This window comes from Ruegeria sp. SAZD011, assembly GCF_059612545.1.
The window spans coordinates 55,814-78,756 of record NZ_JBXWQU010000016.1 but is presented as its reverse complement, the minus strand read 5'-3'; the positions used below and the strand labels follow the sequence as shown (position 1 = coordinate 78,756).

Sequence of the window (22,943 nt, the reverse complement as noted above, 5' to 3'; positions counted from 1 at the left end):
GTGCCACTGGTGTATGGCTCAGAGGCGCACTCTGCGGTATCGCCGGGCGACTGGACAAGCCGTGGGCACAGGCTAGTCTCGGATGAGGCAGATTGCGGGCGAAGGGGAAAGCAATGGAAAAATTCGGCAAAAGCCAGCCGGTTACGCGGATCGAGGACCAACGCTTTCTGACCGGCCAGGGCCGGTATGTCGACGACCTGGTTCCGGGTGATGCGCTGGTGGCGATGTTCTTTCGCTCGCCGGTGGCACATGGTGAAATCCTCGATCTGGACCTGGGCGCGTCGCGCGAGATGCCGGGCGTGCATCTGGTGCTGACACTGGACGATCTCGAAGCGGCAGGGGTAAAGGTGGGGCTGAGCGGCACCACCATGGCCAATCGCGATGGTAGTCAGGGGGCAGCGCCGGAACGGCCGATGCTGGCGCGCGACCATGTGCGCTTTGTGGGCGAGGCGGTGGCGATGGTGGTGGCCGAAACCGCTGATCAGGCCCGCGACGCGATCGAAGCGATGGGCATGGATATCCGCGACCTTCCGGTGATAACCGACGTGGGCCCGGGCGGCCCGGCGATCCACGCGGAGGCTCCCGAGAATCGTGCGTTTGATTGGGGGCTGGGCGATGAGGCCGCAACCGAGGCGGCCTTTGCCAGCGCCGCACATGTGGTCGGGTTGCAGGTCGACGACAACCGGGTCATCACCAACTCGATGGAGCCACGCGGCTGTTACGCCGAGATGGTCGAGGGGCGACTGCATTTCGCCTATGGCGGCCAGGGCGTTTGGGGGATGAAGGCGCAACTGGCAGAGAAACTGGGGATCGACCCCGAGGCGCTACGCGTCACTACCCCGGATGTGGGGGGCGGGTTCGGCATGAAGGCGATGCCATACCCCGAATATTTCACCGTCGCCCATGCGGCACGGTTGCTGAACCGACCGGTGCGCTGGATGTCGGACCGGACCGAGGCGATGCTGAGTGACAATCATGGTCGCGACCTGACCTCGCTGGCGGAACTGGCCTTTGACGCCGATCTGCGCATCACCGCCTACCGGGTGCGCACCCGCTGCAATCTGGGCGCCTATAACAGCCATTTCGGGCAGGCTATCCAGACCCAGCTGTTCTCGCGCGTTTTGACCGGGGTCTATGACATCCAGACCGCCTGGTTGCAGGTCGAGGGGTACTATACCAACACGACCCAGGTCGATGCCTATCGCGGGGCGGGCCGGCCCGAGGCGATCTATGTGCTGGAGCGGGTCATGGACCGGGCCGCGCGCGAGTTGGGGGTCACCCCCTGGGAGATCCGGCGCCGCAACTTCATCCGGCCTGAGGCGTTCCCCTACAAGACCGCGACGGGCGAAACCTATGACGTGGGCGATTTCGACCGCCTGCTGCGGCTCGCCGAGGCCGAGGCGCAGGACTTCAGCGTGCGCCGGGATAACGATGCTGTGCGCGGCCTGCTGCGCGGGATCGGAGTGTGTTACTATATCGAAAGCATTCTGGGCGATCCTTCCGAAGGGGCGGAGATCGCTTTCAACGAGGATGACACCGTGGACCTGATGGTCGGCACACAATCGAACGGACAGGGGCATGAAACCGTCTATGCCCGGTTTCTGGCCGACCAGACCGGCCTGCCGATGGACCGGATCCGGGTGGTGCAGGGTGACAGTGACCGCATTGCACAGGGCGGCGGCACGGGCGGATCGCGTTCGGTCACGGTTCAAACCAACGCGACCCTGGCAACGGTCGACACAATGGTGGCGGCCTTTACCCCCTATCTGGCCGACAAGATGGGGGTCGAAGAGAGCGCGGTGATATTTGACGATGAAACCTTTCGGGCGCCCGGCTCGAACCTGACGCCCTCGCTGCTGGAGGCCGCTGCCATGGCGCGGGCCGACGGGCGCAATGACCTTCTGCGCCATGCCGCGCGGGCCAAGCTGCCGGGTCGGTCCTATCCCAACGGCGCGCATCTTGCCGAGATCGTGATCGACCCCGAAACCGGCCACGCCCAAGTGGACCGCTACCGGGTCTGGGATGATTTTGGAAACCTGATCAATCCCTTGCTTGCCGAGGGACAGGTTCATGGCGGGGTGGCGCAGGGGATCGGCCAGGCGCTCTGCGAGCACGTGGTGCATGACGACGAGGGGCAGCTGCTCACGGCAACGTTCATGGACTATGCCTTGCCACGCGCAAGCGAGGTTCCCATCATCGGGTTTACCTCGGTGCCGGTGCCGTCGACAGCCAACCCGATGGGGATGAAAGGCTGTGGCGAGGCCGGTACGGTCGGCGCATTGGCCGCGATTGCGAACGCGGTGCAGGATGCGATCTGGGATCGGGGGGTGAGGCAGGCGGATATGCCCTTTACCCCTCTCAGGCTTTGGGAATTACTGAATGCTGAACCTGTCGCGGCTGAGTAGAAAGCTACTGGGATGGCTGGGGCGGCCGCTCAGCGCCGCCCATTCTGGCGAGGTGCGCCAGCGGGGACCGCAGACCCATGTGATCATCCTCGACGGGACCATGTCGACGCTGGAGCCGGGGCGCGAGACCCATGCGGGACAGACCTATCGGCTGATGTGCGAGATGGGGGCGCAGGTTTCGGTGTTTTACGAGGCCGGGGTGCAGTGGACCAGTTGGCGCACGACGCCCGACGTGATGATGGGCCGGGGGCTGAACCGCCAGATCCGGCGGGCCTATGGCTATCTCGCCTCGCGCTATCGACCGGGCGACCGGATCTTTCTGCTGGGATATTCACGCGGCGCCTATGCGGTGCGCAGCCTGGCCGGGGTGATCGACATGGTAGGGCTGTTGAAGGCCGAACATGCCACCGTCCGCAATATCCGGCAGGCCTATCGCCATTATGAATGCGACGTGCAGGGACCGCATGCGCAGGTGTTTCGCGGCCTCTACTGTCACCGGGACGTGATGATCGAAATGGTCGGGGTCTGGGACACGGTCAAGGCGCTGGGCCTGCGGCTGCCACTGCTGTGGCGCCTGTCGGAACAGCGGCACGCCTTTCACAGCCACCATCTGGGCCGCAGCGTGCGCCATGGCTATCACGCGCTGGCGCTGAACGAGACACGCGACGTGTTCGAGCCGATCCTGTGGGACTGCAAGCCCGAATTCCGTGGCCATGTGGAGCAGGTCTGGTTCCGTGGCACGCATGGCGATGTGGGCGGGCAGTTGGGCGGGGATGAGCGCGCCCGGCCGCTGGCCAATCTCTCGTTGGTCTGGATGCTGGAGCGGGCCGAGAACCTGGGCCTGCCGCTGCCCGAGGGCTGGCGCGCGCGCTTTCCCACCGATCCCAACGCGCCTTCGGTGGGCACCTGGAACGGCTGGGGCAAGATCTTTTTGCTGCGCTCGGCCCGCACCGTCGGCAAGGACCCCAGCGAGCGGTTGCATGAAAGCGTGACCGGCGACGCGCTGCCCACCGGTCTGCCGGCCCCCTACCTGCGCTCACGCAGCTACGGCTGAGCGGGCCGCTGCCAGATTGCGCGCCTGCGCCGCAAGACGATTTCTCGGCGGCGTGCCGCCGCCTCGGGCGGGTGATCGTTGTGAGGCCGCGCAATGCGTGCCGGTCGGCAACGGGTTGAGAGGTAGGATGCCTCCGGCGGGAGTATTTTCGGCGAAATGAATCGGCGGGGGTGCCGCTTCTTTCTGGTCACAAATGCTCGAATTCAACCGCGTGGGATATTCAGGACGATGCAGGTGGTCGAGCCAGTGGCATAGAGGCGGTCGTCCTCGACGCCCCTGATCTCGCCATGGGCGACGCCGGTGGAGCGGCCGACGTGATCGGCGATGCCTACGCATTCGACCTCGGTCCCGGTCGGGATCGAGCGGATGATGTTGATCTTGTATTCCAGCGTTGTATAGGCGGCGCCCTGCGGCACCATCGTCTGCACCGCGCAGGCCATGGCGCTGTCGAGCAGGGTGCCGTACCAGCCGCCATGCACGGCGCCAAGCGGGTTGCAGACATCGAAGGTCGGCGTGCCGCGAAAGGCGACGCGGCCTTCGGCGACCGCGTGCAGGTGATAGCCCATTGTGCGCGCGATGGGCGGGGCGGGCAGGCGGCCATCGAGGATGCCCTGCATGAAGTCGAGCCCGGAGATATTGGCCATGTCGGCCGGTCCCAGCAGCTCTTCGGGTCCGTTGGCGAAAGTCATGGCGCGTTCCTCCGGGTCAGGGTTGAAGGAACGCTAGCAGGGGCCGCGGGATGCTCAACCGTTACGCGACGTTCTGGAGCGACACCTTGGGGGTGACGCCAAGCGCGTGGCAGACATCGCGGGTCAGTTCGGGGCGGTTCAGCGTGTAGAAATGCAGCTTGTCGACGCCGCCCTCGATCAGCTCCGAGCAGAGCTCGGTGCAGATGGCGGTGGCCAGCAGATCCTCGCGCCCGTCGCGGGTGGCCTTGTCAAAGGCGTCCTCGACCCAGGCCGGGATATGAGTGCCGCAGCGGCGGGCGAAGTTGCGCGCGCCTTTCCAGTTCTCGATCGGCAGGATGCCCGGCGTGATCTGCTTGTCGATGCCGGCCTTGGCGCAGGCGTCGCGGAAGCGGAAGAAGGTGTCCGCCTCGAAGAAGAACTGGGTCAGCGCCTCATTCGCCCCTGCGTCCAGCTTGGCCTTCAACCAGTCAATGTCGGCCTGGGCGCTGGCGGCTTCGGGGTGGATGTCCGGGTAGGCGCCGACCCTGATGGCGAATTTGCCGGTTTCGGCCAGGGCCTGGATCAACTCCACCGAATTGGCAAAACCGCCGGGATGCGGGGTGAAGCGGCCCGCGCCCTGCGGCGGGTCGCCACGGAGGGCGACGATGTCGGTGACACCGGCCCGGGCAAAACTGTCGGCAATGGCCAGCGTTTCCTCGCGGCTTGCCTGCACGCAGGTCAGGTGGGCCGCCACGTTGAGGCCCGAGGATTTGTGCAGCGTGGCCACCGCGTCGCGGGTCAGCTCGCGGGTGGTGCCGCCGGCGCCATAGGTGACCGAGACGAAACGGGGGGCCAGCGGCGCCAGCACCTGCACCGTGTCCCAGAGCCGGAACGAGGCTTCGAGGTTTTTCGGCGGGAAGAATTCGAAGGAGATCTGGGGGGCGGTCATTTGGGCGGTCATCCTGCGCAAGGGGCGGTGTTTCGCCTCTTGTCGCACCTGCAGCATTGTGAGACAACTTCATAATACTCAAGAACAACATGAGCGACACTATAAGATGCATATCGAATTCCGGCATTTGCGGACCATCAAGGCGATCCATGAATGTGGCGGGCTGGCCCGTGCCGCCGATCAGCTGAACATCACCCAATCGGCGTTGAGCCATCAGATCAAGGGGCTGGAGGATCAGGCCGGGGTCGAGCTGTTCGTGCGGCGGTCGAAGCCGATGAAACTGTCGGCGGCGGGGATGCGCCTGCTGCGGCTGGCCGAGCAGATCCTGCCGCAGGTCGAGGCGATGCAGGCCGAGTTCTCGTCCTTGCGCGACGGGCGATCGGGGCGGATGCATATCGCCATCGAATGTCACGCCTGTTTCGAATGGCTGTTCCCGGTGCTGGAGGCGTTTCGCAAGAGCTGGCCGGACGTGGATGTGGATATCCGGCCCGGTCTGGCGTTTGATGCGCTGCCCGCGCTGCAAAAGGAAGAGGTCGATCTGGTCGTGTCCTCGGACCCCGAGGACATCCCCGGCGTCGAGTTCGTGGAACTCTTCGATTACAACGCGGTATTTGTCGCCGCCTCGACCCATCCGCTGGCGGAAAAGCCGTGGATCGAGGCCGAGGATTTCCGGGGAGAGACCTTGATCACCTATCCGGTGGAACGGTCGCGGCTGGATGTGTTCAGCCAGCTTTTGATCCCGGCCAAGGTGGAACCGGCGCAAGTGCGTCAGGCCGAATTGACGGCGGTGATCTTGCTGTTGGTGGCGTCGAACCGGGGGGTATCGGTGCTGCCCGATTGGGTGGTGCGCGAGGTGAAATACAGCTCGGACTACGTGACGCGGCCCTTGACCAAGACGGGGATCACCCGTCGGCTCTACGCGGCGGTTCGTAGCGAAGATCTGGAAAAACCGTTTGTACGTGAACTGGTCGGGCTCGCCCGGACCGAGGCGCGCAAATTGCAAAACCACTAGAGGGGCCTTGTCCAGGACAAGGCCCCGGTTGACGCGTTCAGTTCAGCACTTGCCAAAGCACTGATGCACGATCTGCATGCCCAGGGCCGAGATCGTGACGCAGACACCGGTCGGGATGCCGATGGTCGTGCAGATCTTCAGGCAGGCCTTTGCCGCGGTACCGTTCGGCACCGAAACCGGGATCGGAAAGCAGATCTTCTTGTCGATGATCGGCAGGTGCAGACAGACCTTGTGGTCTTCGACCGTGACCGAGATGCAGGTTTCGCCCAGCACCAGCGGCGAGGCGTGCAGCATGGCATCGGACGGTCCCATCGCCTTGAGGTTGATTGTGTCGTGATGGGCTTTGCCGGCGTCGATCAGGCCCTGAATATCTTCCTGGGAAAACTCGTGATAGGTGGTCATGTTCTTCCTCCTGTTCCGGGCGGAAAACGCAGGCGCCGCCGCCCTAATATGATTGAGCGTTAGACTTTCAAACTCGCTCAAATCTCGATGCGAGCAGGATCAGGCTGACAGGAAAAAGAGTTCGGGTATGTGATCGGCGTCACATCTTATGGTAGAGAATCGTTAGAATTTGCAATTTATGGATGCTGCGCTTCACAACTTTCGAACCGAAGAGCAAAGCGCAGCCAGGTCCAGATCAGATCAGCTTGACGATCTGCTTGCCTGTATTGCCGCCTCTGAGCATGGACATGAAGGCGGCAGGCGCGTTTTCCAGCCCTTCTGCCACGTCCTCGAGATAGCGGATCTCGCCGTTGGCCAGTTTTGGGGCTACCTCGGACAGGAAGGCCGGGTAGCGGTCGAAATGGTTCGAGATGATGAAGCCGTTCACGGAAAGGAACTTGACCAGGATAGAGCGCCAGATTGCCGGACCGGTCAGTCCGGGGTCCGTCGCGCCCGCACCCAGGCCCCCGGCATTGTACCAGCTGATCATGCCGCAGATCGGGATACGGCCAAAGTTGTTCATCAGCGGCAGCACCGCCTCCAGCACCTTGCCGCCGACATTCTCGAAATAGATGTCGACCCCGTCCGGGCATTCTGCGGCCAGCGCCCGGCGCAGGTCCGCCGCCGTCTCAAAGGCGCGGTGATCCAGGCAGGCGTCAAAGCCAAAGGTCTCGGTTGCGATGCGGCACTTGTCGGCTCCACCCGCGACGCCCACCGTGCGCAGCCCGGCCAGGCGCGCGACCTGACCCACCATCGAGCCCACCGGCCCGGTGGCCGCGGCCACCACCAGCGTTTCACCGGCCTTGGGTCGACCATGCTCCATCAACCCGAACCAGCCGGTAAACCCCGGCATGCCCAGCACGCCCAGCGCGGTGGTGATCGGCATCACCTTGGGGTCGATCTTGCGCAGCATCTTCGCGGGCTGCACGCCGTGTGTCGCCCAGCCGAACATGCCGAAGGCGAAATCGCCCGGCGCAAACCCCGGATCGTTCGAGGCGATCACCTCGCCCACGCCGCCGGCCTCCATCGTGCCACCGATGGGCACTGGCGCGGCATAGGATTTGGCATCGTCCATACGGCCCCGCATATAAGGGTCGAGCGACATGTAATGGACGCGTACCAGCACCTCGCCGGGGCCGGGGGTGGGAACGGGCGCTTCTTCATACGAGAAATTGGCGGCCTCGGGCGCGCCGGTCGGGCGGCTGGCGAGGGCGATGCGGTACATGCGGTCGGTCATGGGAGGGCTCCTTTGCTCGGAAACAGTCTAGAGTGCCGCTCGGGGGCTGCAAACCGTGCCGAGCCGATGACGCGGCGCTATGCACCGGTATGGCAACCGCCTTGCACAGAGAGCCCCTTGGCAAGTCGCGCCCGCGCGAGTATACGCGCGGCTTGACCGAACAGGAGCTCCCCGATGATTGGCAGTGCGAACCTCAACATCATGATCAAGGCCGCCCGCAAGGCAGGCCGGTCGCTGGTGAAGGATTTCCGCGAGGTCGAGAACCTGCAAGTGTCGATGAAGGGCGCGGGCGATTTTGTGTCCAAGGCCGATATAGCCGCCGAGGCGATCCTCAAGGAAGAGCTGCGCAATGCCCGCCCGACCTATGGCTGGGTGGCCGAAGAGGGCGGCTCGGAAGAGGGCGAGGACCCCACGCGCCGCTGGATCGTCGATCCGCTGGACGGCACTACCAACTTCCTGCACGGGCTGCCGCATTGGGCGATCTCCATCGCGCTCGAGCACAAGGGCAAGGTTGTCGCCGGTGTCATCTATGACGCCGCCAAGGACGAGATGTTCTTTGCCGAAAAGGGCGAAGGCGCCTGGATGAACGATCAGCGTATCCGGGTGTCGGGCCGCCACCGGATGATCGAGTCGATCTTTGCCACCGGCCTGCCCTTTGGCGGGCGCGCCGACCTGCCGCTGACGCTTCAGGATCTGGCGCGGCTGATGCCGGTCTGCGCCGGCGTACGGCGCTGGGGCTCGGCTGCGCTCGACATGGCTTATGTGGCGGCGGGCCGCTACGAAGGGTTCTGGGAGCGGCGCCTGAATGCCTGGGACATGGCTGCCGGGATCATCATCGTCAAGGAAGCGGGCGGCCTGGTCGAGGCGCTCGATCCCGAAAACTCGATCCTCGACAGCGGCGAGGTGATATGCGCCAACGGCGACATATTCGACCCGTTTGCCAAGGTGATCCGCGGCTAAGCCGCGACCTAGATTTTTCGTCGAAAAATCTTGAACCCGGCCAATGGCCGGGTTTTTGCGTTCGTGGCGCTCACCTGCGCGGTATCTTGGGGATCCGGCTGGGAGTCAGGCGGTATTTTTGCTCGGGATGCGGCGGATGCCCCGCGGTCCGGCGCCAGAAAGCCCGCCCGCCACGCCGGAGCCAGAGAGGCAGCGTCAGCACCAACCCCACTGCGAAACCGCCCGTATGCGCCCAATAGGCAACGCCACCGGTATCCGGGTCCGAACTGAACCCGCCCAGGAACTGGAACCCCAACCAGGCCCCCAGCATCACGAAGGCGGGGATCGTGAAAATGCGGAAATAGACGAACAGGATCAGCAGGATATCGACGCGCGCACGCGGAAACAGCAGCAGATAGCCCCCCATCACCCCGGCAATCGCGCCCGAGGCACCGATGGTTGGAACCAGAGACTCAGGGCCGCTCAGAACATGGATCAGCCCGGCCCCAATCCCTGCGGCAAGGTAGAACAAGGCAAAGCCCAGATGCCCCATCTCGTCTTCGAGGTTGTCGCCGAAGATCCACAGAAACAGCATGTTGCCACCCAGATGCATCCAGCCGCCATGCAGAAAGACCGAAGTGACCAGTGACGGCCACCCGTCCCCGTCCGAGATGCGGGCCGGGATGATCGCATAGTCATAGTAAAAGCGGCCGATCAGCCGGGGATCCTCCATGATGCCCAGAGTGGCGAGGAAAATCCCGATATTGGCCGCCAGCAGCAGGTAGACGACATAGGGCGTTCGGCCCGAGGGGTTGTGATCGCGGATCGGAAACATCCCGCGACGCTGCGGGCAAACGCGGCAGAGGTCAAGAGGCGCCGGGCGCGCCGCGTTAGCGGCGCCCCCGGCCCAACTGCCGCGGATCGCAAGATCCGGCGGCAGGCGGGAGCGCTCCCTGCCTTAGCCCATGCCACCCAGCAGCGCGGCATTGCCGCCCGCGGCGGTGGTGTCGACGCAGACATGGCGCTCGGCCAGTACACGTGCCCGGTCGGGCTGGCCGGGGATCAGCGGCAGGATCGGGCCGGGCCGGCGCGACAGGGCCAGTTCATAGGCGCGCGCCGTCTCCTCATCGCCCCACCACATCACGCCTGAAATCCCCTCAACCGTTTCCAGAGCTTCCGCCGCCAGTGAACCGGTGGCGCGGATCGCGGTGCCGCCCAACGCCTCGACCGCCTGTGCCTGTGCCGCAACCGCCGCTGCCGTCGGCCCAAGGCAGAGGAGCGGCGGGCGCGCCATCTCGCTCAACCGGTTCGACTCGCCGGTCGGGCCGGGCAGGCTTTGCGTTCGTACCGGCGCGGGCGTGCCGGTCGCGCGGGGCAGGGTGGCCATCGGCGTGGCCCAGTCTGCCGCCGCCTGCTGCCGGTCCGGCGCACAGAAGCGCGCCATGTAGTTCGGTCCGCCCGCCTTGGGTCCGGTGCCCGACAGGCCCTCGCCGCCAAAGGGCTGGCTGCCGACAATGGCGCCGATCTGGTTGCGGTTGACATAGATATTGCCCGCATGCACCGCCTCGGTCACATGCTGCACCCGGTCGTCGATCCGGGTTTGCAGGCCAAAGGTCAGACCATAGCCGGTGGCGTTGATCGCGCCGATCACCGCGTCCAGCTCATCCGAGCGGAAGGTGGCCACATGCAGCACCGGGCCGAATATCTCGCGCTCCAGCGCCTCGATGCCTGCGACCTTGATCAGGGTGGGGGCCACGAACGTGCCCTCGGGTGGCAGGGCCAGTTCCTTCAATACCCGTCCCTCGGCCCGCGCACGCGCCACATGGTCGGCGATGGTCTGGCGTGCGGCCTCGTCGATCACCGGGCCGCTGTCGGTGGACAGCGCCCAGGGGTTGCCCAGGCTCAGCGCATCCATCGCGTCCTTGAGCATGGTCAGCACGTCCTCGGCGATATCCTCTTGCAGGTAGAGACAGCGCAGCGCCGAACAGCGCTGGCCCGCCGATTGGAACGCGCTTTCGATCACCGCCTGCACCGCCTGTTCCGGCAGCGCGGTGGAATCGACGATCATCGCATTGAGCCCGCCGGTCTCCGCGATCAGCGGCGTGCCCGGGCGCATATGTGCGGCCATGGCGGCGCGGATCTTCTGCGCCGTCGCGGTCGAGCCTGTAAAGGCAACGCCTGAAACACGCGCATCCGAGGTCAGCGCCGCCCCCACCGCCGGGCCGCCCGGCAAGAGTTGCAGCGCGTCGCGCGGCACCCCGGCCTCGTGCAGCAACTGCACCGCGCGATGGGCGATCAGCGGCGTCTGCGGCGCGGGCTTGGCCAGCACCGCGTTGCCGGTGGCCAGCGCCGCCGCGATCTGGCCCGAGAAGATGGCCAGCGGAAAGTTCCACGGGCTGATGCAGGTGAAAATGCCCGCAGGCGCCGCATCGGGGATATTGGCGGCATAATAGCGCAGGAAATCCACCGCCTCGCGCAGCTCGGCCACCGCGTCCATCAGGGTCTTGCCCGCTTCGCGATGCAGCAGCGCAAACAGCTCGCCATAATGCGCCTCGTAAAGGTCGGCGGCGCGGTTCAGCGTGGCGGCGCGCTCGGCCGCCGGGGCCTGCCACGGCTGGGCGCTGGCCAATGCCAGTTCGACATCCGCCGCGCTGGCGGCGGCCACGCTGCCCGGAATATCATGCGGATCGGCGGGGTTGACCACGGCCTCCTCGGCCTCGGGCGAGGCCTCTTCGGTCAGCAGCGGCCCTGCCTGCCAGCGATGGGTGCGGAAGGGATCGCGCGCGGCGTCGATCGCATCCAGCGACGGCTGATGCCCCAGATCGAACCCTTTCGAGTTGGGGCGCTCGGGCGCGAACAACTCGGGCCCGTGCTTCAGCGGCTTGGCCGGTTTTTGCGCGGTCTCGAACGGGTCGGCTGCCACCACTTCGGGCGGGACGTTCTCGTCCACGATCTGGTTGACGAAAGAGCTGTTGGCGCCGTTCTCCAACAGGCGCCGCACCAGATAGGCCAAGAGATCGCGATGCGCCCCCACCGGCGCATAGATGCGGCAGCGGGTCTTGTTGGCGGTCAGCACAAGGTTATGCAGCGTCTCGCCCATGCCGTGCAGGCGCTGGAATTCATAGGGCTGGCCATCCCGCGCCATATGCAGGATCGCGGCGACCGTATGGGCGTTATGGGTGGCGAATTGCGGATAGATCCGGTCGGTCATGCCCAAGAGCTTGCGCGCATTGGCGATGTAAGAGACATCGGTCACCGCCTTTTGCGTAAAGACGGGGAAGCCATCGACCCCCGTAACCTGGGCGCGCTTCACCTCGGTGTCCCAATAGGCGCCCTTGACCAGCCGCACCATCAGCTTGCGGTCATGGCGCTGCGCCATTTCGTAGAGCGTGTCGATCACCAGCCCGGCGCGCGGCCCATAGGCCTGTACCACGATGCCGAACCCGTCCCAGCCCTTCAGCGCCGGTTCCGCCATCACCGCCTCGATCACCTGCAACGACAGCGCCAGCCGGTTGGCCTCTTCGGCGTCCACGTTCAGCCCCATGCCGGCAGCCTTGGCCAAAAGCGCCAGCGCCCGCAGGCGCGGCACCAACTCGTCCATCACGCGGGCCTCCTGCGCCAGCTCATAGCGCGGATGCAGGGCCGACAGCTTGACCGAGATGCCCGGATTGGCACGGATGTCACCATGGGTGCAGGCCTCGGCAATGGCGGCAATGGCGCGCGAATAGCTCAGGTGATAGCGCGCGGCGTCGGCCTCGGTGCGGGCGGCCTCGCCCAGCATGTCATAGGAATAGGTATAGCCCTTTGCCTCCATCCCCTGCGCTCGCTTCATCGCCGCCTGGATGTTCTCGCCCAGCACGAACTGGCGGCCCATCTCCTTCATCGCGCGGGAGACGGCGGTGCGGATCACCGGCTCGCCCAGCCGCTTGATGGCGCCACGCAGCGCGCCCACGGGGCTTGCCTTGCGCTCGTCCAGCACCTTGCCGGTCAGCATCAGCGCCCAGGTCGAGGCATTGACCAGCGAGGAGGAGGAATGCCCCAGATGCTTGCCCCAGTCCGACGGCGCGATCTTGTCCTCGATCAGCGCGTCGATCGTGTCGGCATCAGGCACGCGCAACAGCGCCTCGGCCAGACACATCAGCGCGATACCTTCGTCAGTGGACAGGCCATATTCGGCCAGGAACACCTCCATCATGCCGGGCGCGGTGCTGGAGCGGATATCGCGCACCAGCCCGGCGGCGGCGGCGCTGATTGCGGCGCGGTCGGCGGTGGATAGGGCGGCCTGCGCGACAAGTTGATCGAGCAAGGCGGATTGATCGGCATAGGTCTGGCTGTCGATATGGGTACGCAGGGCGTTGGTCATGGTGCCTCCGGTTCAGTTGGCGTATATTACTGGGAAACAACGGGTGCTTTCGCCTTATCATCGCCAAGCCGCAGGCAGATCGACCAAAAAAAGGGGATCTTATAGTGCAAATGAACCTTCCGGACCTGGATCGTTATGATCGGGCGATTCTGAACCATCTGGCGGCGGATGGGCGCATCTCGATTGCCGATCTCGCGCGGCGAATCGGCTTGTCGAAGACGCCCACCCAGGCGCGGCTGAAACGGCTCGAGACGACAGGGATCATCACCGGTTACCGGGCGCTGGTCGATCCCATCCGGCTGGGCCTCGATCACGTGGCCTTTGTCGAGGTGCGGCTCAGCGATACCCGCGAAAAGGCGCTGGCCGAGTTCAACGCCGCCGTGCGCCGCATCGGCGAGGTCGAGCAGGCTCATATGATCGCGTCGAATTTCGACTATCTGCTCAAGGTGCGGACCCATTCGATGACCGAATACCGCACCGTTCTGGCCGAGCGCATCTCGTCCCTGCCGCATGTCTCCAGCACCTCGACCTTTGTCGCGATGGAGGCGGTGAAGGAACCCGGAATGCTGGGCGCGCTCGAAAGCGTTACTTGACGCGAGGCCCGTTTGCGTCAGCATTGGCATATGAGACATATCGCCCTTGCCTGTTTCCTGCTCGTCCCCGGAGCCGCACTGGCGTCGGAATGCCCCGCCGCACCAGACAACTCCGAGCAAATCGCGCATCTGATCGAAGACATCCGCGTTGCGCCCAACGAAATGCATGCGCGCACCATCTCGAACCGGATGTGGGAGCTATGGGCCGACGCGCCGGACGAGGCCGCCCAAGCGATCCTCGACAACGGCATGTCGCGGCGCAGGGCCTGGGACCTGCTGGGGGCGCTGAACGAGTTCGATCGGCTGGTCGACTACTGCCCCGACTATGCCGAGGGCTATAATCAGCGTGCCTTTGTCCAATACCTGCGCCAGAACTATGCCGCCGCGCTGCCCGATCTCGACAAGGCGCTGGCGCTGTCTCCGAACCACGTGGCCGCGATGAGCGGCCGGGCGTTGACGCTGATGGGCCTGGGGCGCCTGGACGAGGCGCGCATGGCCCTGGCCGAAGCGCTCGAACTCAACCCATGGCTGCCAGAGCGTGGTCTTGTTGCACCCGGTGGCCCGCTGGAACCCAAGGGTCAGGACATCTGAGCACCGCGAATCTCCACTTTTTTCGCCAGTCGTGATCTGCGTCACATTGAGATTGCCCCGCTATCTGATTAGAGGAAGGAGGATCCGGTTGGGGCCGGTGGTTGATTTGAGTTCGTTACGAGTTGCAGGGCCTCGGCCTTGCTGTTTTTCCAGAGTTTGTTATCGAGTTCCACCTGGACCTGACGGCCGGCAGCAATGCCGGCCTCCCCTTCCGGATTCACGAGCTGCGGGCGTGGTGGAATGGTAGACACATGGCACTTAAAATGCCTGGGCCGTATAGGCCGTGCCGGTTCAAATCCGGCCGCCCGTACCATCAAATCATCTTCCCTCGCGGGGCAGGAATGGCGCACAATCCGGGCCTTGACGCCACCGGATGCATGTCATAGCTATCCCCTTGCTGAGCGGGCGTCGTATACTGGCTATTACCTCAGCCTTCCAAGCTGATGAAGCGGGTTCGATTCCCGCCGCCCGCTCCAATCCATCAGCCCCGACATAGCCGTCCGATTGCGTCATTTGGACCTTTTTACAGGGTCCGGGCGCGCAGATTGCTTGACCCTGCCGGGTCGCGCCGCCATGAAGCTGAACCTAGCCCGGGTTTCCGGGCGCATCCGGATCAATGGCAGGATATCGCAACGCATGGCTCGCAGACCCACCGCCCCCGTCGCCAGCGAAGAGCGCGCAGGTTCGAAGAAGGTTGGCGTTCTGTCCGCGCTCTGGCCGTTCATGAAGCCCTACAAGGTGCTGATGGCGGGCGCGCTGATGGCGCTGGTGCTGACGGCCAGCATGTCGCTGGCCCTGCCGCTGGCGGTGCGCCGGGTGGTCGATAATTTCCGCATCGAGAATGGCGACCTGCTGGATGTCTATTTCCTGGCCGCGCTGGGCATTGCCGGGGTGCTGGCGCTGGGCACCGGCATCCGTTACGCGCTGGTCACGCGGCTGGGCGAGCGCGTGGTGGCCGATATCCGCAAGGCGGTGTTCGACCGGGTGATCGGCATGAGCCCGGAATTCTTCGAACGCATCATGACCGGCGAGGTGCTTAGCCGGATCACCACCGACACCACCCTGATCCAGTCGGTGCTGGGCTCCTCGGCCTCAATCGCGCTGCGCAACATGCTGTTGTTCGCGGGCGGCCTGGTGCTGATGCTGCTGACCTCGGCCAAGCTGACGGGGCTGGTACTGCTGCTGGTGCCGGCGGTGCTGGTGCCGATCCTGGTGCTGGGCCGTCGCCTGCGCGCCATCAGCCGCGAGAACCAGGACTGGATCGCCGCCAGTTCCGGCAATGCGGGCGAGGCGCTGGGCGCGGTGCAGACGGTGCAATCCTATACCAACGAGACCGCAAGCCGCGCCGCGTTCGCCGAGGTGACCGAGACCGCCTATGATGTCTCGCGTCGCCGGATCGCGACACGGGCGGTGCTGACAGTGATCGTGATCTTTCTGGTGTTCTCGGGCATCGTGGGCGTTCTGTGGATGGGCGCCAACGACGTGCGTGCCGGTGTGATGACCGAGGGCACGCTGATTCAGTTCGTGATCTATTCGGTGATCATGGCCGGTGCGGTGGCTGCGCTCTCAGAGATCTGGAGCGAGTTGCAACGCGCCGCCGGTGCCACCGAGCGTCTGGTCGAGCTGCTGAACGCCGAAGATACGGTGAATGATCCTGTGGCTCCAGCGACGCTGAACACGCCGGTACGGGGCGAAATCACCTTTGACAACGTGACCTTCCGTTATCCGGCGCGGCCCGATCAGGTGGCGCTTGACGGCATGAGCCTGACCGTGCAGCCGGGTGAAACGGTGGCCTTTGTCGGCCCCTCGGGCGCCGGCAAGACCACGGTGATCCAGTTGATCCAGCGGTTCTATGACCCGCAATCGGGCCGGGTACTTCTGGACGGGCAGGACCTGACGACACTGGCGCGGCCCGCATTCCGCCGCCATATGGCGCTGGTGCCGCAGGATCCGATGATCTTTGCCGCCTCGGCGCGCGAGAACATCCGTTTTGGTCGCCCCTCCGCCAGCGATGCCGAGGTCGAGGACGCCGCCCGCGCAGCCGCCGCGCATGAGTTCATCGCTGCCCTGCCCGAAGGCTATGACAGTTTTGTGGGCGAACGCGGCGTGATGCTGTCGGGCGGCCAGAAACAGCGCATCGCCATCGCCCGCGCCATCCTGCGCGACGCGCCTGTGCTGCTCCTGGACGAGGCGACCTCGGCGCTGGATGCCGAAAGCGAGCGCGCGGTGCAGCAGGCGGTGGAACGGCTGAGCGCCGACCGCACCACGCTGATCGTGGCCCACCGGCTGGCCACCGTCAAAAAGGCCGATCGCATCGTGGTGCTGGAAGAAGGCCGCATCGTCGCCCAGGGCACTCATGACGAACTGGTGACTGGCGACGGGCTCTATGCCCGGTTGGCACGGCTTCAGTTCACCGATGGTTTGGCGGCGGAATAGTTCCGCTTGTCCCAACCTCTGCGCGGGCGCATCCTCGGGTCCAGATGGAACCGAATGAGAGCAGGCATGGGTTTGCGGCGGTTTGTTAAGGGCAGCGGCAAGAAGCTCTGAGGCAGCGGCGCGGAAGAACCGCAGGTCGCGGCGCTGCAAACGGAGATCGCGGAGCTGGGACTGGACGCCAGCGGTGTCGAGAGCTTCGAGACCAACCGTCCGATGCGCAGCCACCCCGACAGGATCTATCCGGGCGAGATGCTGCGTAGTCCGCAGGCCTGACATCAGAAGGCGACTTGTGAAACGAGGCGTCACGGTGCGTCGCCCCCATGGTTCCACCGTTCAAAGCGCCGGGGGCGCAACGTCACCTTTATTTCGCCGTTGCGTCACGGGCGCTTTCGCGGCGCCATCCGGTTAAGCGCCAGCTTGCGCCGGGATGCGTTTCTTCGCATCTTGGGATCAAGGATGGAATGGCTCGGGAAACGGGCCCTTGGGGAGGATTGCTCATGCCGTTTGCCGGGCTCGAAGACCGCGCACGTGTCGAAAACGAAATGCCGTGGGAGGCGCGGGACGTTCCCGCCACGCTGCACCAACTGCTGACGCGGACCGCGACACGGTTCCCGAACCACAACGCCATGAGCTATCAGCTGTTGTCGGGGCCGACCGACAAGGCCGAAACCCTGACCTGGTCGCAGCTTCTGTCCAAGGTCAACCAGGCCGCCAACCTGTTTCGCAGCCTTGGCATCGGCGAAAACGATGTGGTGGCCTATGTGCTGCCCAACACCAACGAGACGCTGATCACCATGCTGGCCGGTGCGGTGGCGGGCATCGTCAACCCGATCAACCCGCTGTTGGAGCCCGAGCAGATCGCGGCGATCCTGCGCGAAACCAACGCCAAGGTGGTGGTCACGCTGAAGCCTTTCCCCAAGACCGACATCGCGCAAAAGGTGGCCGAGGCGGTGCGCCACGCCCCGCATGTGACCACCGTGCTCGAGGTCGATCTGAACCGCTACCTGACACCGCCCAAATCCTGGATCGTGCCGCTGGTGCGGCCCAAGATGGCGGACAAGGAACATCTGGCCCACGCCGATTACCTCAGCTTCAACCGCGAAATGCGCAAGCATCCGACCGAGCTAACATTCGCGGATTCCGCTGGCGACCGGGTGGCCTGCTATTTCCACACCGGCGGCACCACCGGCATGCCCAAGGTGGCGCAGCACAAATATTCCGGCATGATCTATAACGGCTGGCTGGGGCATACGCTTCTCTTTACCGAAGAGGACACCATCATGTGTCCGCTGCCGTTGTTTCACGTTTTTGCCTGCCATGTCATCGTGATGGCGGCGGTGGCCTCGGGCGCGCATGTGGTGTTCCCGACCCCGGCCGGTTATCGCGGCGACGGCGTGTTCGACAATTTCTGGAAGCTGATCGAACGCTGGAAGGTCTCGTTCATCATCACCGTGCCGACAGCAATCTCGGCCAAGATGCAGCGCCCGGTCGATGCGGATATCTCCAGCGTCAAGACCGCGTTTTCCGGCTCGGCGCCGCTGCCGGTCGAACTGTTCCGCCGCTTCGAAGAAGCGACCGGAGTCACCATCATCGAAGGCTACGGCCTGACCGAGGCCACCTGTCTGGTGTCCTGTAACCCGGTGGATGGCGAGAAAAAGATCGGCTCGATCGGTATTCCCTTCCCCTACACGGACGTCAAGATCATCAAGGGCACGCCAGATGGTCCCGTCGAATGCGCGGTGGACGAGATCGGCGAGATCTGCATCTCGAACCCCGGCGTCTATGCGGGTCACACCTATACCGAAGAGGACAAGAACAAGGACCTCTACTATTTCGGCACCCATCTGCGCACCGGCGATCTGGGCCGTTTCGACAGCGATGGATATCTGTGGATTACCGGGCGGGCCAAGGATCTGATCATCCGTGGCGGTCACAATATCGACCCCGCCGAGATCGAAGAGGCGCTCTTGGGTCACCCGGCGGTGGCCTTTGCCGGGGCCATCGGCCAGCCCGACGCCCATGCCGGCGAGGTACCTTGCGCCTTTGTCGAACTGGTCGAGGGCGGCAAGGTGACCGAGGCCGAGTTGATGGAATATTGCAAGGTGCATGTGCATGAACGCGCCGCCCATCCAAAGCATATGACCATCCTGCCGGAACTGCCCAAGACCGCCGTGGGCAAGGTGTTCAAGCCCGATCTGCGCAAGAACGCGATCACGCGTGTCTATAACGGTGCCTTGACCGAGGCGGGTTCGGCCGCGCGGGTGGTGTCGGTGATCGATGACAAGAAACGCGGGCTGGTGGCGCAGCTTGCGGCACATGGCGCGACCGAGGGCGAGGTGGCCAAGGTGCTGGGCGCCTATACCCGGCCGTGGGAATGGGCAGAGTGAGTGGCGAGGGACAGCCGGTAGATTATGACCGGCTGCTCGATGCCGAAACGTGGGCCTTTGTCCAGCGTACGGCTGAGAGCTACCCCGAGGATGCGGTCTCGCTGAGCATCGAGGGTCAGCGTCAGGTCTATGACGCCATGTGCCGCGCCTTTCATGCGGGTCGTCCCGAGGGCGTGCAGGCCGAGGATCGTAATGCCAACGGCGTTCCGGTGCGGCTCTACTGGGCGGGACAGCCCACGCGCACCGTGGTCTATGCTCATGGAGGTGGCTTTGTGCTGGGCGGGCTCGACAGTCACGACGATGTCTGCGCCGAGATTTGCGCCCGCACCGGCTATCGCGTCGTGGCGGTCGATTACCGGCTCTGCCCCGAGCATCGCCACCCGGCGCAGCTGATGGACTGCCTGGCGGCGGTGGGATGGGCCGAGACCCAGTTCGGCGACCCGATCGTGCTGGCGGGCGACAGTGCCGGTGGCAACCTGATGGCCGCCGTTGCGCACCAGATACGTGGCCAGCGCCGCGAGATTTGGGGTCAGGTGCTGATTTACCCGCTGCTGTCGGCCCGGCCCGAGGCGCCCTCGTACCGCGAACATGCCGAGGCGCCGATGCTGAGCACGGCGGATGTGGCTTACTATCAGTCGGTGCGGTTCGACGGGCCGGTACCCGCGGGCGATCCCGGCTGGGCGCCGCTGTCGGACAGCGATTTCGCAGGCCTGCCACCCACTGTGGCGGTGACCGCCGGTTGCGATCCGCTGCGCGACGATGGCCGCGACTATTGCGCCGCCATCGCCGCCGCCGGAGGCCGCGCCGCCTGGATCAACGAAGAGGGGCTGGTGCATGGCTATCTGCGGGCGCGCTCCAGTGTCACCCGTGCCGCCGACAGTTTCGAGCGGATCACCCTGGCGATCGAGGCACTGGGGCAGGGGCTCTGGCCCTACGATTAAGGCGAACTAGGCCGCGTTTTGGCGCCCGAACCCTGTCTTGGTCATCAAGTTTGTGTGCGAGGGCAGATCTTTCGCCCCGCTGCACTGTGCCCATCGGATCAGGGCTGATACCTCCGGCGTATCTGCGCAAGGAGGATGAAATGACGCGAGAATACATTGTCGATGTCGCCGGTGTGCCTGAATCGCCCTCGCCGATCAGCAATGCGGTTGTTGTCGGAAACACGTGCTGGATCAGCGGTCAGCTGTCGGTTGGACCAACGGGTTACATTCCCGGAACCGCGCGTGAGGAGGCAGAGATCGCATTTGGTCACGTCTTTCGCATCGCAGAAGCCGCAGGGTTTTCCCCAACGGACATCGTCTATGTCGATCTGGCATTCGCCGACCTTGATGATCTTCCACAGGTGAACGCCCTTTACGCGACGCTGTTTGCCCCGGGCCATCGGCCAGCGCGGACGGTCTATCAGGCTGCAAGGTTGCCCTTTGGCGGCAAGGTCAAGGTGCAGGCAATCGCCGCCAGAGAGTAGCCCGGTAGGGGGCCAAACCGCCTGTTTGCCGGCGCGGGTGACCGGGTTTCAGGCCCGGCCACAAGCAACGGATCATTTCAGAAAGCGTGCGGCTTTCATCGTCTCGGCAATCGGCGCGCCCAAACGATCGAGGATGGTGGGCGCCAGTTGCAGCTGATCGATCACGGTATCGGCGTCGGGCCCTTCGGCATCGCCAAAGTAGTAGAGCGCGGTTTCCTGCTGCAACGGGTGGCGACCGCCGTGATGGCCACGCTCGTCCTGGCCATGATCGGCGGTGACGATCACGTCATAGCCCAGCTGCCGCCAGCGCAGGATGAAGGGGGCCAACATCTCGTCCATCACGAAACAGGCGTGATCCATCTCGGTACAGTCGTGAAAGAACCGGTGTCCCATGCTGTCCAGCGTGCAGGTGTGCAGGACGCCATAGTTCAGCCCGAAACGCAGGCACAGATTGGTGAGGGTCGCGAACAGGTCCACATCCGAGGGCGTCATCTGGTTGTCATGACCGTAACCGGTCATCGTATGGAACCGGCCATGGTTGATCGTGGCGCTGTCGGGCTCGTCATATTCGATGTCACGCACATAATCGAACGGGTGGCGGTTGAAGAATTGCGACCAGAAACTGTGGGTGACCGCGCCGGTCACACCGCCGCCCGCGCGGACCTGGCTGAAGATATCCTTGTGTTCCAGCCGGAACACGTTGCCGTTGCCGGTGCAGCCGTGTTCCTGCGGGCTGACCCCGGTATGGATAGAGGCATAGCAACTGGCCGAGATCGAGGGCAGCACGGCGCGCAGCTTCCACATCCGTGCCTCGCCACTGTCCACCCAGCCTTCGAGATTGCCGAACAACCGCCGGAAGTTCCGATAAGGGACACCATCGAGGATGATGAGAAGAAGCTTGCGGTCCATGTGCGATTCCCTTTCTGCGCTCCGGCCGTATCCAATGCTATCCCTCGCCCCGGATCCAGCCCTGTCTGGCCGCGACCGGAAACGGTGCATCGGCGTCACACTTGCGGGTTGTTTCCGGACGGATGGACATATCCGTTAGCTTGGTAACAAGTGCGTGATATCCGAACTTTGGGGTCTGTATTTTCTGTTGTGTTCTAAATGGGGGGCCAAGTGCCTGTCAGACATGCCGCGGCGATTTCAGCCGTTTGTTTCTCAATGGTTTTTTCCACAGCTTCCGGTCACGCGCAGAGTTGGGATGGTCGCCATGACATCGTGCCGGGGGCAGTGTCCACCGATGCGGATTATTCCGCACGGATGTTCGACCGTCAGGACGATGTGACCAACAAGACGGTGCTGGCGCTGCGCGCCCGGCAAAGCGGCGCGTTGCAGGATTACCGCCTGTATCTGGGCGGCCGTTTCCTGGGCAGCGTCATCCATGAAAGCACCAATACAGCGGGCAAGTTCCCGATCCTGTCGCGCCTGCCGCCCACCCATACGCTGGGCACCTCGGACACATATGGCGTGGTGAACGAGGCCTCGCTGAACGCGACGTTGGCCCTGCCCTGGGTCACCGCCTTTGTGCAGGGCGAGTATACCGAGGTCGAATATCCCGGACAGGACGCGACGCAGCTGCGCAAGTACTGGATCGCGCTGGGCGACCTGAACCAGAGCCCGTTCTATCTGGCAGTTGGGCGCAAGACGGTGAATTTCGGAAATTTCGCCAGCTATGCGCCGTTTACCCATACCCACAGCAGCCACTATTTCTGGGCGCAGAGCGACGATCCCCTGATCGAGCTGGGATATGTCACCGAGCGCACCGAACTGGCGCTGTCGCTGCTGCCGGCCCATCGCGGGTTGCGGGTGGTCAGCAGCCCCAAGAACAACGGCGACTACGAGAATTTCGCGGTCAATGCCTCGCACCGCGTCGATCTGGGCGGAGACATGTCGCTGAAACTGGGTGCGGGGTACCTGCGTGGCACGATCTATGACAGCACCATCGCGCATCACCCGCCCGGCACCGGCATCAACCGGAGCTGGAACGGCGCCTATAACGTGAATGCCACGCTGAGCGGCAGCAATTTCGACCTGATGGCGGAATTCACCCAGACCGAAGAGGTCTGGCCTGCCACAGGTCACAGTGTCAACGCCACCACGGTGCAGGGGCGCTATCGGGCGAGCCTGCTGGGCAAGCCGGTGACCTATTCCCTGGCCGCCAGTCGTGGCATCCAGGGCGCTAAGGGCACTGCCTGGCGGAAGATGGATCAGGTGATCCTGGGGATGGAGATGGTGTTGAACCCGCATATGTCGATCGGCGCGGAATACCTGTTCAACGACGGGTTCGTGCCGCTGATCATGCCCACCGTCACCGCGGTGAACGGGGTGCGCTCGCACACGGTCATCGGCGGGATCAAGCTGACCTTCTGAACCGCGCGTTCCCTCTCCGCCGCATGGGCG

Annotated in this window: 18 protein-coding genes and 2 tRNA genes; 13 read left to right on the top strand and 7 right to left on the bottom strand. The window is 64.5% G+C overall.

From position 1 onward, the window contains the following. The first annotated feature begins 113 nt into the window (after nucleotides 1-113). Complete coding sequence (locus AC2FLM_RS05710) at nucleotides 114-2,405, top strand: xanthine dehydrogenase family protein molybdopterin-binding subunit (protein ID WP_496856440.1); 2,292 nt, start codon at nucleotides 114-116, stop codon at nucleotides 2,403-2,405. Further along, on the top strand, nucleotides 2,380-3,459 hold the full coding sequence (locus tag AC2FLM_RS05705) for a T6SS phospholipase effector Tle1-like catalytic domain-containing protein (RefSeq protein WP_430539490.1): 1,080 nt from the start codon (nucleotides 2,380-2,382) through the stop codon (nucleotides 3,457-3,459). The genes AC2FLM_RS05710 and AC2FLM_RS05705 overlap by 26 nt, the downstream gene beginning before the upstream one ends. Before the next feature lie 203 nt (nucleotides 3,460-3,662). Here AC2FLM_RS05705 and AC2FLM_RS05700 read toward each other — a convergent pair whose 3' ends face one another. Beyond that, nucleotides 3,663-4,148, bottom strand: coding sequence for a PaaI family thioesterase (locus AC2FLM_RS05700; RefSeq protein WP_234163416.1), 486 nt, complete (start codon nucleotides 4,146-4,148; stop codon nucleotides 3,663-3,665). A 61-nt stretch (nucleotides 4,149-4,209) separates the two neighbouring features. Then, the gene (gene metF / locus AC2FLM_RS05695; RefSeq protein ID WP_496856437.1) at nucleotides 4,210-5,076 is read right to left on the bottom strand and encodes a methylenetetrahydrofolate reductase [NAD(P)H]; all 867 of its coding nucleotides are present in this window, start codon (nucleotides 5,074-5,076) and stop codon (nucleotides 4,210-4,212) included. A gap of 106 nt (nucleotides 5,077-5,182) precedes the next feature. Here metF and AC2FLM_RS05690 point away from each other — a divergent pair, with 106 nt between their 5' ends. Continuing rightward, nucleotides 5,183-6,088: a LysR family transcriptional regulator gene (locus AC2FLM_RS05690; protein ID WP_234144724.1), complete on the top strand. Its 906-nt coding sequence runs from the start codon at nucleotides 5,183-5,185 to the stop codon at nucleotides 6,086-6,088. A gap of 42 nt (nucleotides 6,089-6,130) precedes the next feature. Here the strand turns inward: AC2FLM_RS05690 and AC2FLM_RS05685 are convergent, their stop codons facing one another. After that, nucleotides 6,131-6,490 (bottom strand): hypothetical protein, encoded by a 360-nt coding sequence (locus tag AC2FLM_RS05685; RefSeq protein WP_234144725.1) that lies wholly within the window; start codon nucleotides 6,488-6,490, stop codon nucleotides 6,131-6,133. A gap of 235 nt (nucleotides 6,491-6,725) precedes the next feature. Continuing rightward, nucleotides 6,726-7,766: an MDR family NADP-dependent oxidoreductase gene (locus tag AC2FLM_RS05680; protein WP_234144726.1), complete on the bottom strand. Its 1,041-nt coding sequence runs from the start codon at nucleotides 7,764-7,766 to the stop codon at nucleotides 6,726-6,728. A gap of 174 nt (nucleotides 7,767-7,940) precedes the next feature. Between AC2FLM_RS05680 and AC2FLM_RS05675 the strand changes: the two genes are divergently transcribed. Continuing rightward, nucleotides 7,941-8,726 carry an inositol monophosphatase family protein gene (locus AC2FLM_RS05675; protein WP_234177772.1) on the top strand — a complete coding sequence of 262 codons (786 nt, stop codon included), beginning with the start codon at nucleotides 7,941-7,943 and terminating at the stop codon, nucleotides 8,724-8,726. Nucleotides 8,727-8,796: 70 nt separating this feature from the next. Here the strand turns inward: AC2FLM_RS05675 and AC2FLM_RS05670 are convergent, their stop codons facing one another. Continuing rightward, a complete protein-coding gene (locus AC2FLM_RS05670; RefSeq protein WP_496856433.1) occupies nucleotides 8,797-9,540 on the bottom strand; it encodes a rhomboid family intramembrane serine protease in 744 nt (247 codons plus the stop codon). Between the two features lie 123 nt (nucleotides 9,541-9,663). After that, on the bottom strand, nucleotides 9,664-13,068 hold the full coding sequence (putA, locus tag AC2FLM_RS05665; protein WP_496856431.1) for a bifunctional proline dehydrogenase/L-glutamate gamma-semialdehyde dehydrogenase PutA: 3,405 nt from the start codon (nucleotides 13,066-13,068) through the stop codon (nucleotides 9,664-9,666). Between the two features lie 110 nt (nucleotides 13,069-13,178). On the opposite strand from putA, the gene AC2FLM_RS05660 reads away from it, so the two are divergent. The 8 genes from AC2FLM_RS05660 to AC2FLM_RS05625 all read left to right on the top strand — a co-directional run bounded on the left by AC2FLM_RS05660 (nucleotide 13,179) and on the right by AC2FLM_RS05625 (nucleotide 20,540). Next, on the top strand, nucleotides 13,179-13,661 hold the full coding sequence (locus AC2FLM_RS05660) for an Lrp/AsnC family transcriptional regulator (protein WP_496856429.1): 483 nt from the start codon (nucleotides 13,179-13,181) through the stop codon (nucleotides 13,659-13,661). A 30-nt stretch (nucleotides 13,662-13,691) separates the two neighbouring features. After that, entirely contained in the window at nucleotides 13,692-14,252 is a 561-nt protein-coding gene (locus tag AC2FLM_RS05655) for a tetratricopeptide repeat protein (RefSeq protein ID WP_234184208.1), read from the top strand. A gap of 226 nt (nucleotides 14,253-14,478) precedes the next feature. Continuing rightward, nucleotides 14,479-14,565 (top strand) — tRNA-Leu (locus AC2FLM_RS05650). 88 nt (nucleotides 14,566-14,653) lie between these two features. After that, a tRNA-Gly gene (locus AC2FLM_RS05645) sits at nucleotides 14,654-14,728 on the top strand. A 160-nt stretch (nucleotides 14,729-14,888) separates the two neighbouring features. Continuing rightward, on the top strand, nucleotides 14,889-16,688 hold the full coding sequence (locus AC2FLM_RS05640; RefSeq protein ID WP_496856427.1) for an ABC transporter transmembrane domain-containing protein: 1,800 nt from the start codon (nucleotides 14,889-14,891) through the stop codon (nucleotides 16,686-16,688). A 497-nt stretch (nucleotides 16,689-17,185) separates the two neighbouring features. Beyond that, nucleotides 17,186-19,075: an acyl-CoA synthetase gene (locus tag AC2FLM_RS05635; RefSeq protein ID WP_496856425.1), complete on the top strand. Its 1,890-nt coding sequence runs from the start codon at nucleotides 17,186-17,188 to the stop codon at nucleotides 19,073-19,075. After that, entirely contained in the window at nucleotides 19,063-20,016 is a 954-nt protein-coding gene (locus tag AC2FLM_RS05630) for an alpha/beta hydrolase (protein WP_496856423.1), read from the top strand. Before AC2FLM_RS05635 ends, AC2FLM_RS05630 begins: the two co-directional genes overlap by 13 nt. Nucleotides 20,017-20,156: 140 nt before the next feature. Then, a complete protein-coding gene (locus tag AC2FLM_RS05625) occupies nucleotides 20,157-20,540 on the top strand; it encodes a RidA family protein (RefSeq protein ID WP_234218323.1) in 384 nt (127 codons plus the stop codon). Between the two features lie 72 nt (nucleotides 20,541-20,612). Here AC2FLM_RS05625 and AC2FLM_RS05620 read toward each other — a convergent pair whose 3' ends face one another. Next, nucleotides 20,613-21,449, bottom strand: a complete 837-nt coding sequence (locus AC2FLM_RS05620; protein ID WP_496856420.1) for an alkaline phosphatase family protein — start codon at nucleotides 21,447-21,449, stop codon at nucleotides 20,613-20,615. A 255-nt stretch (nucleotides 21,450-21,704) separates the two neighbouring features. Between AC2FLM_RS05620 and AC2FLM_RS05615 the strand changes: the two genes are divergently transcribed. Next, nucleotides 21,705-22,913: a hypothetical protein gene (locus AC2FLM_RS05615; protein WP_496856418.1), complete on the top strand. Its 1,209-nt coding sequence runs from the start codon at nucleotides 21,705-21,707 to the stop codon at nucleotides 22,911-22,913. Nucleotides 22,914-22,943 lie beyond the last annotated feature (30 nt).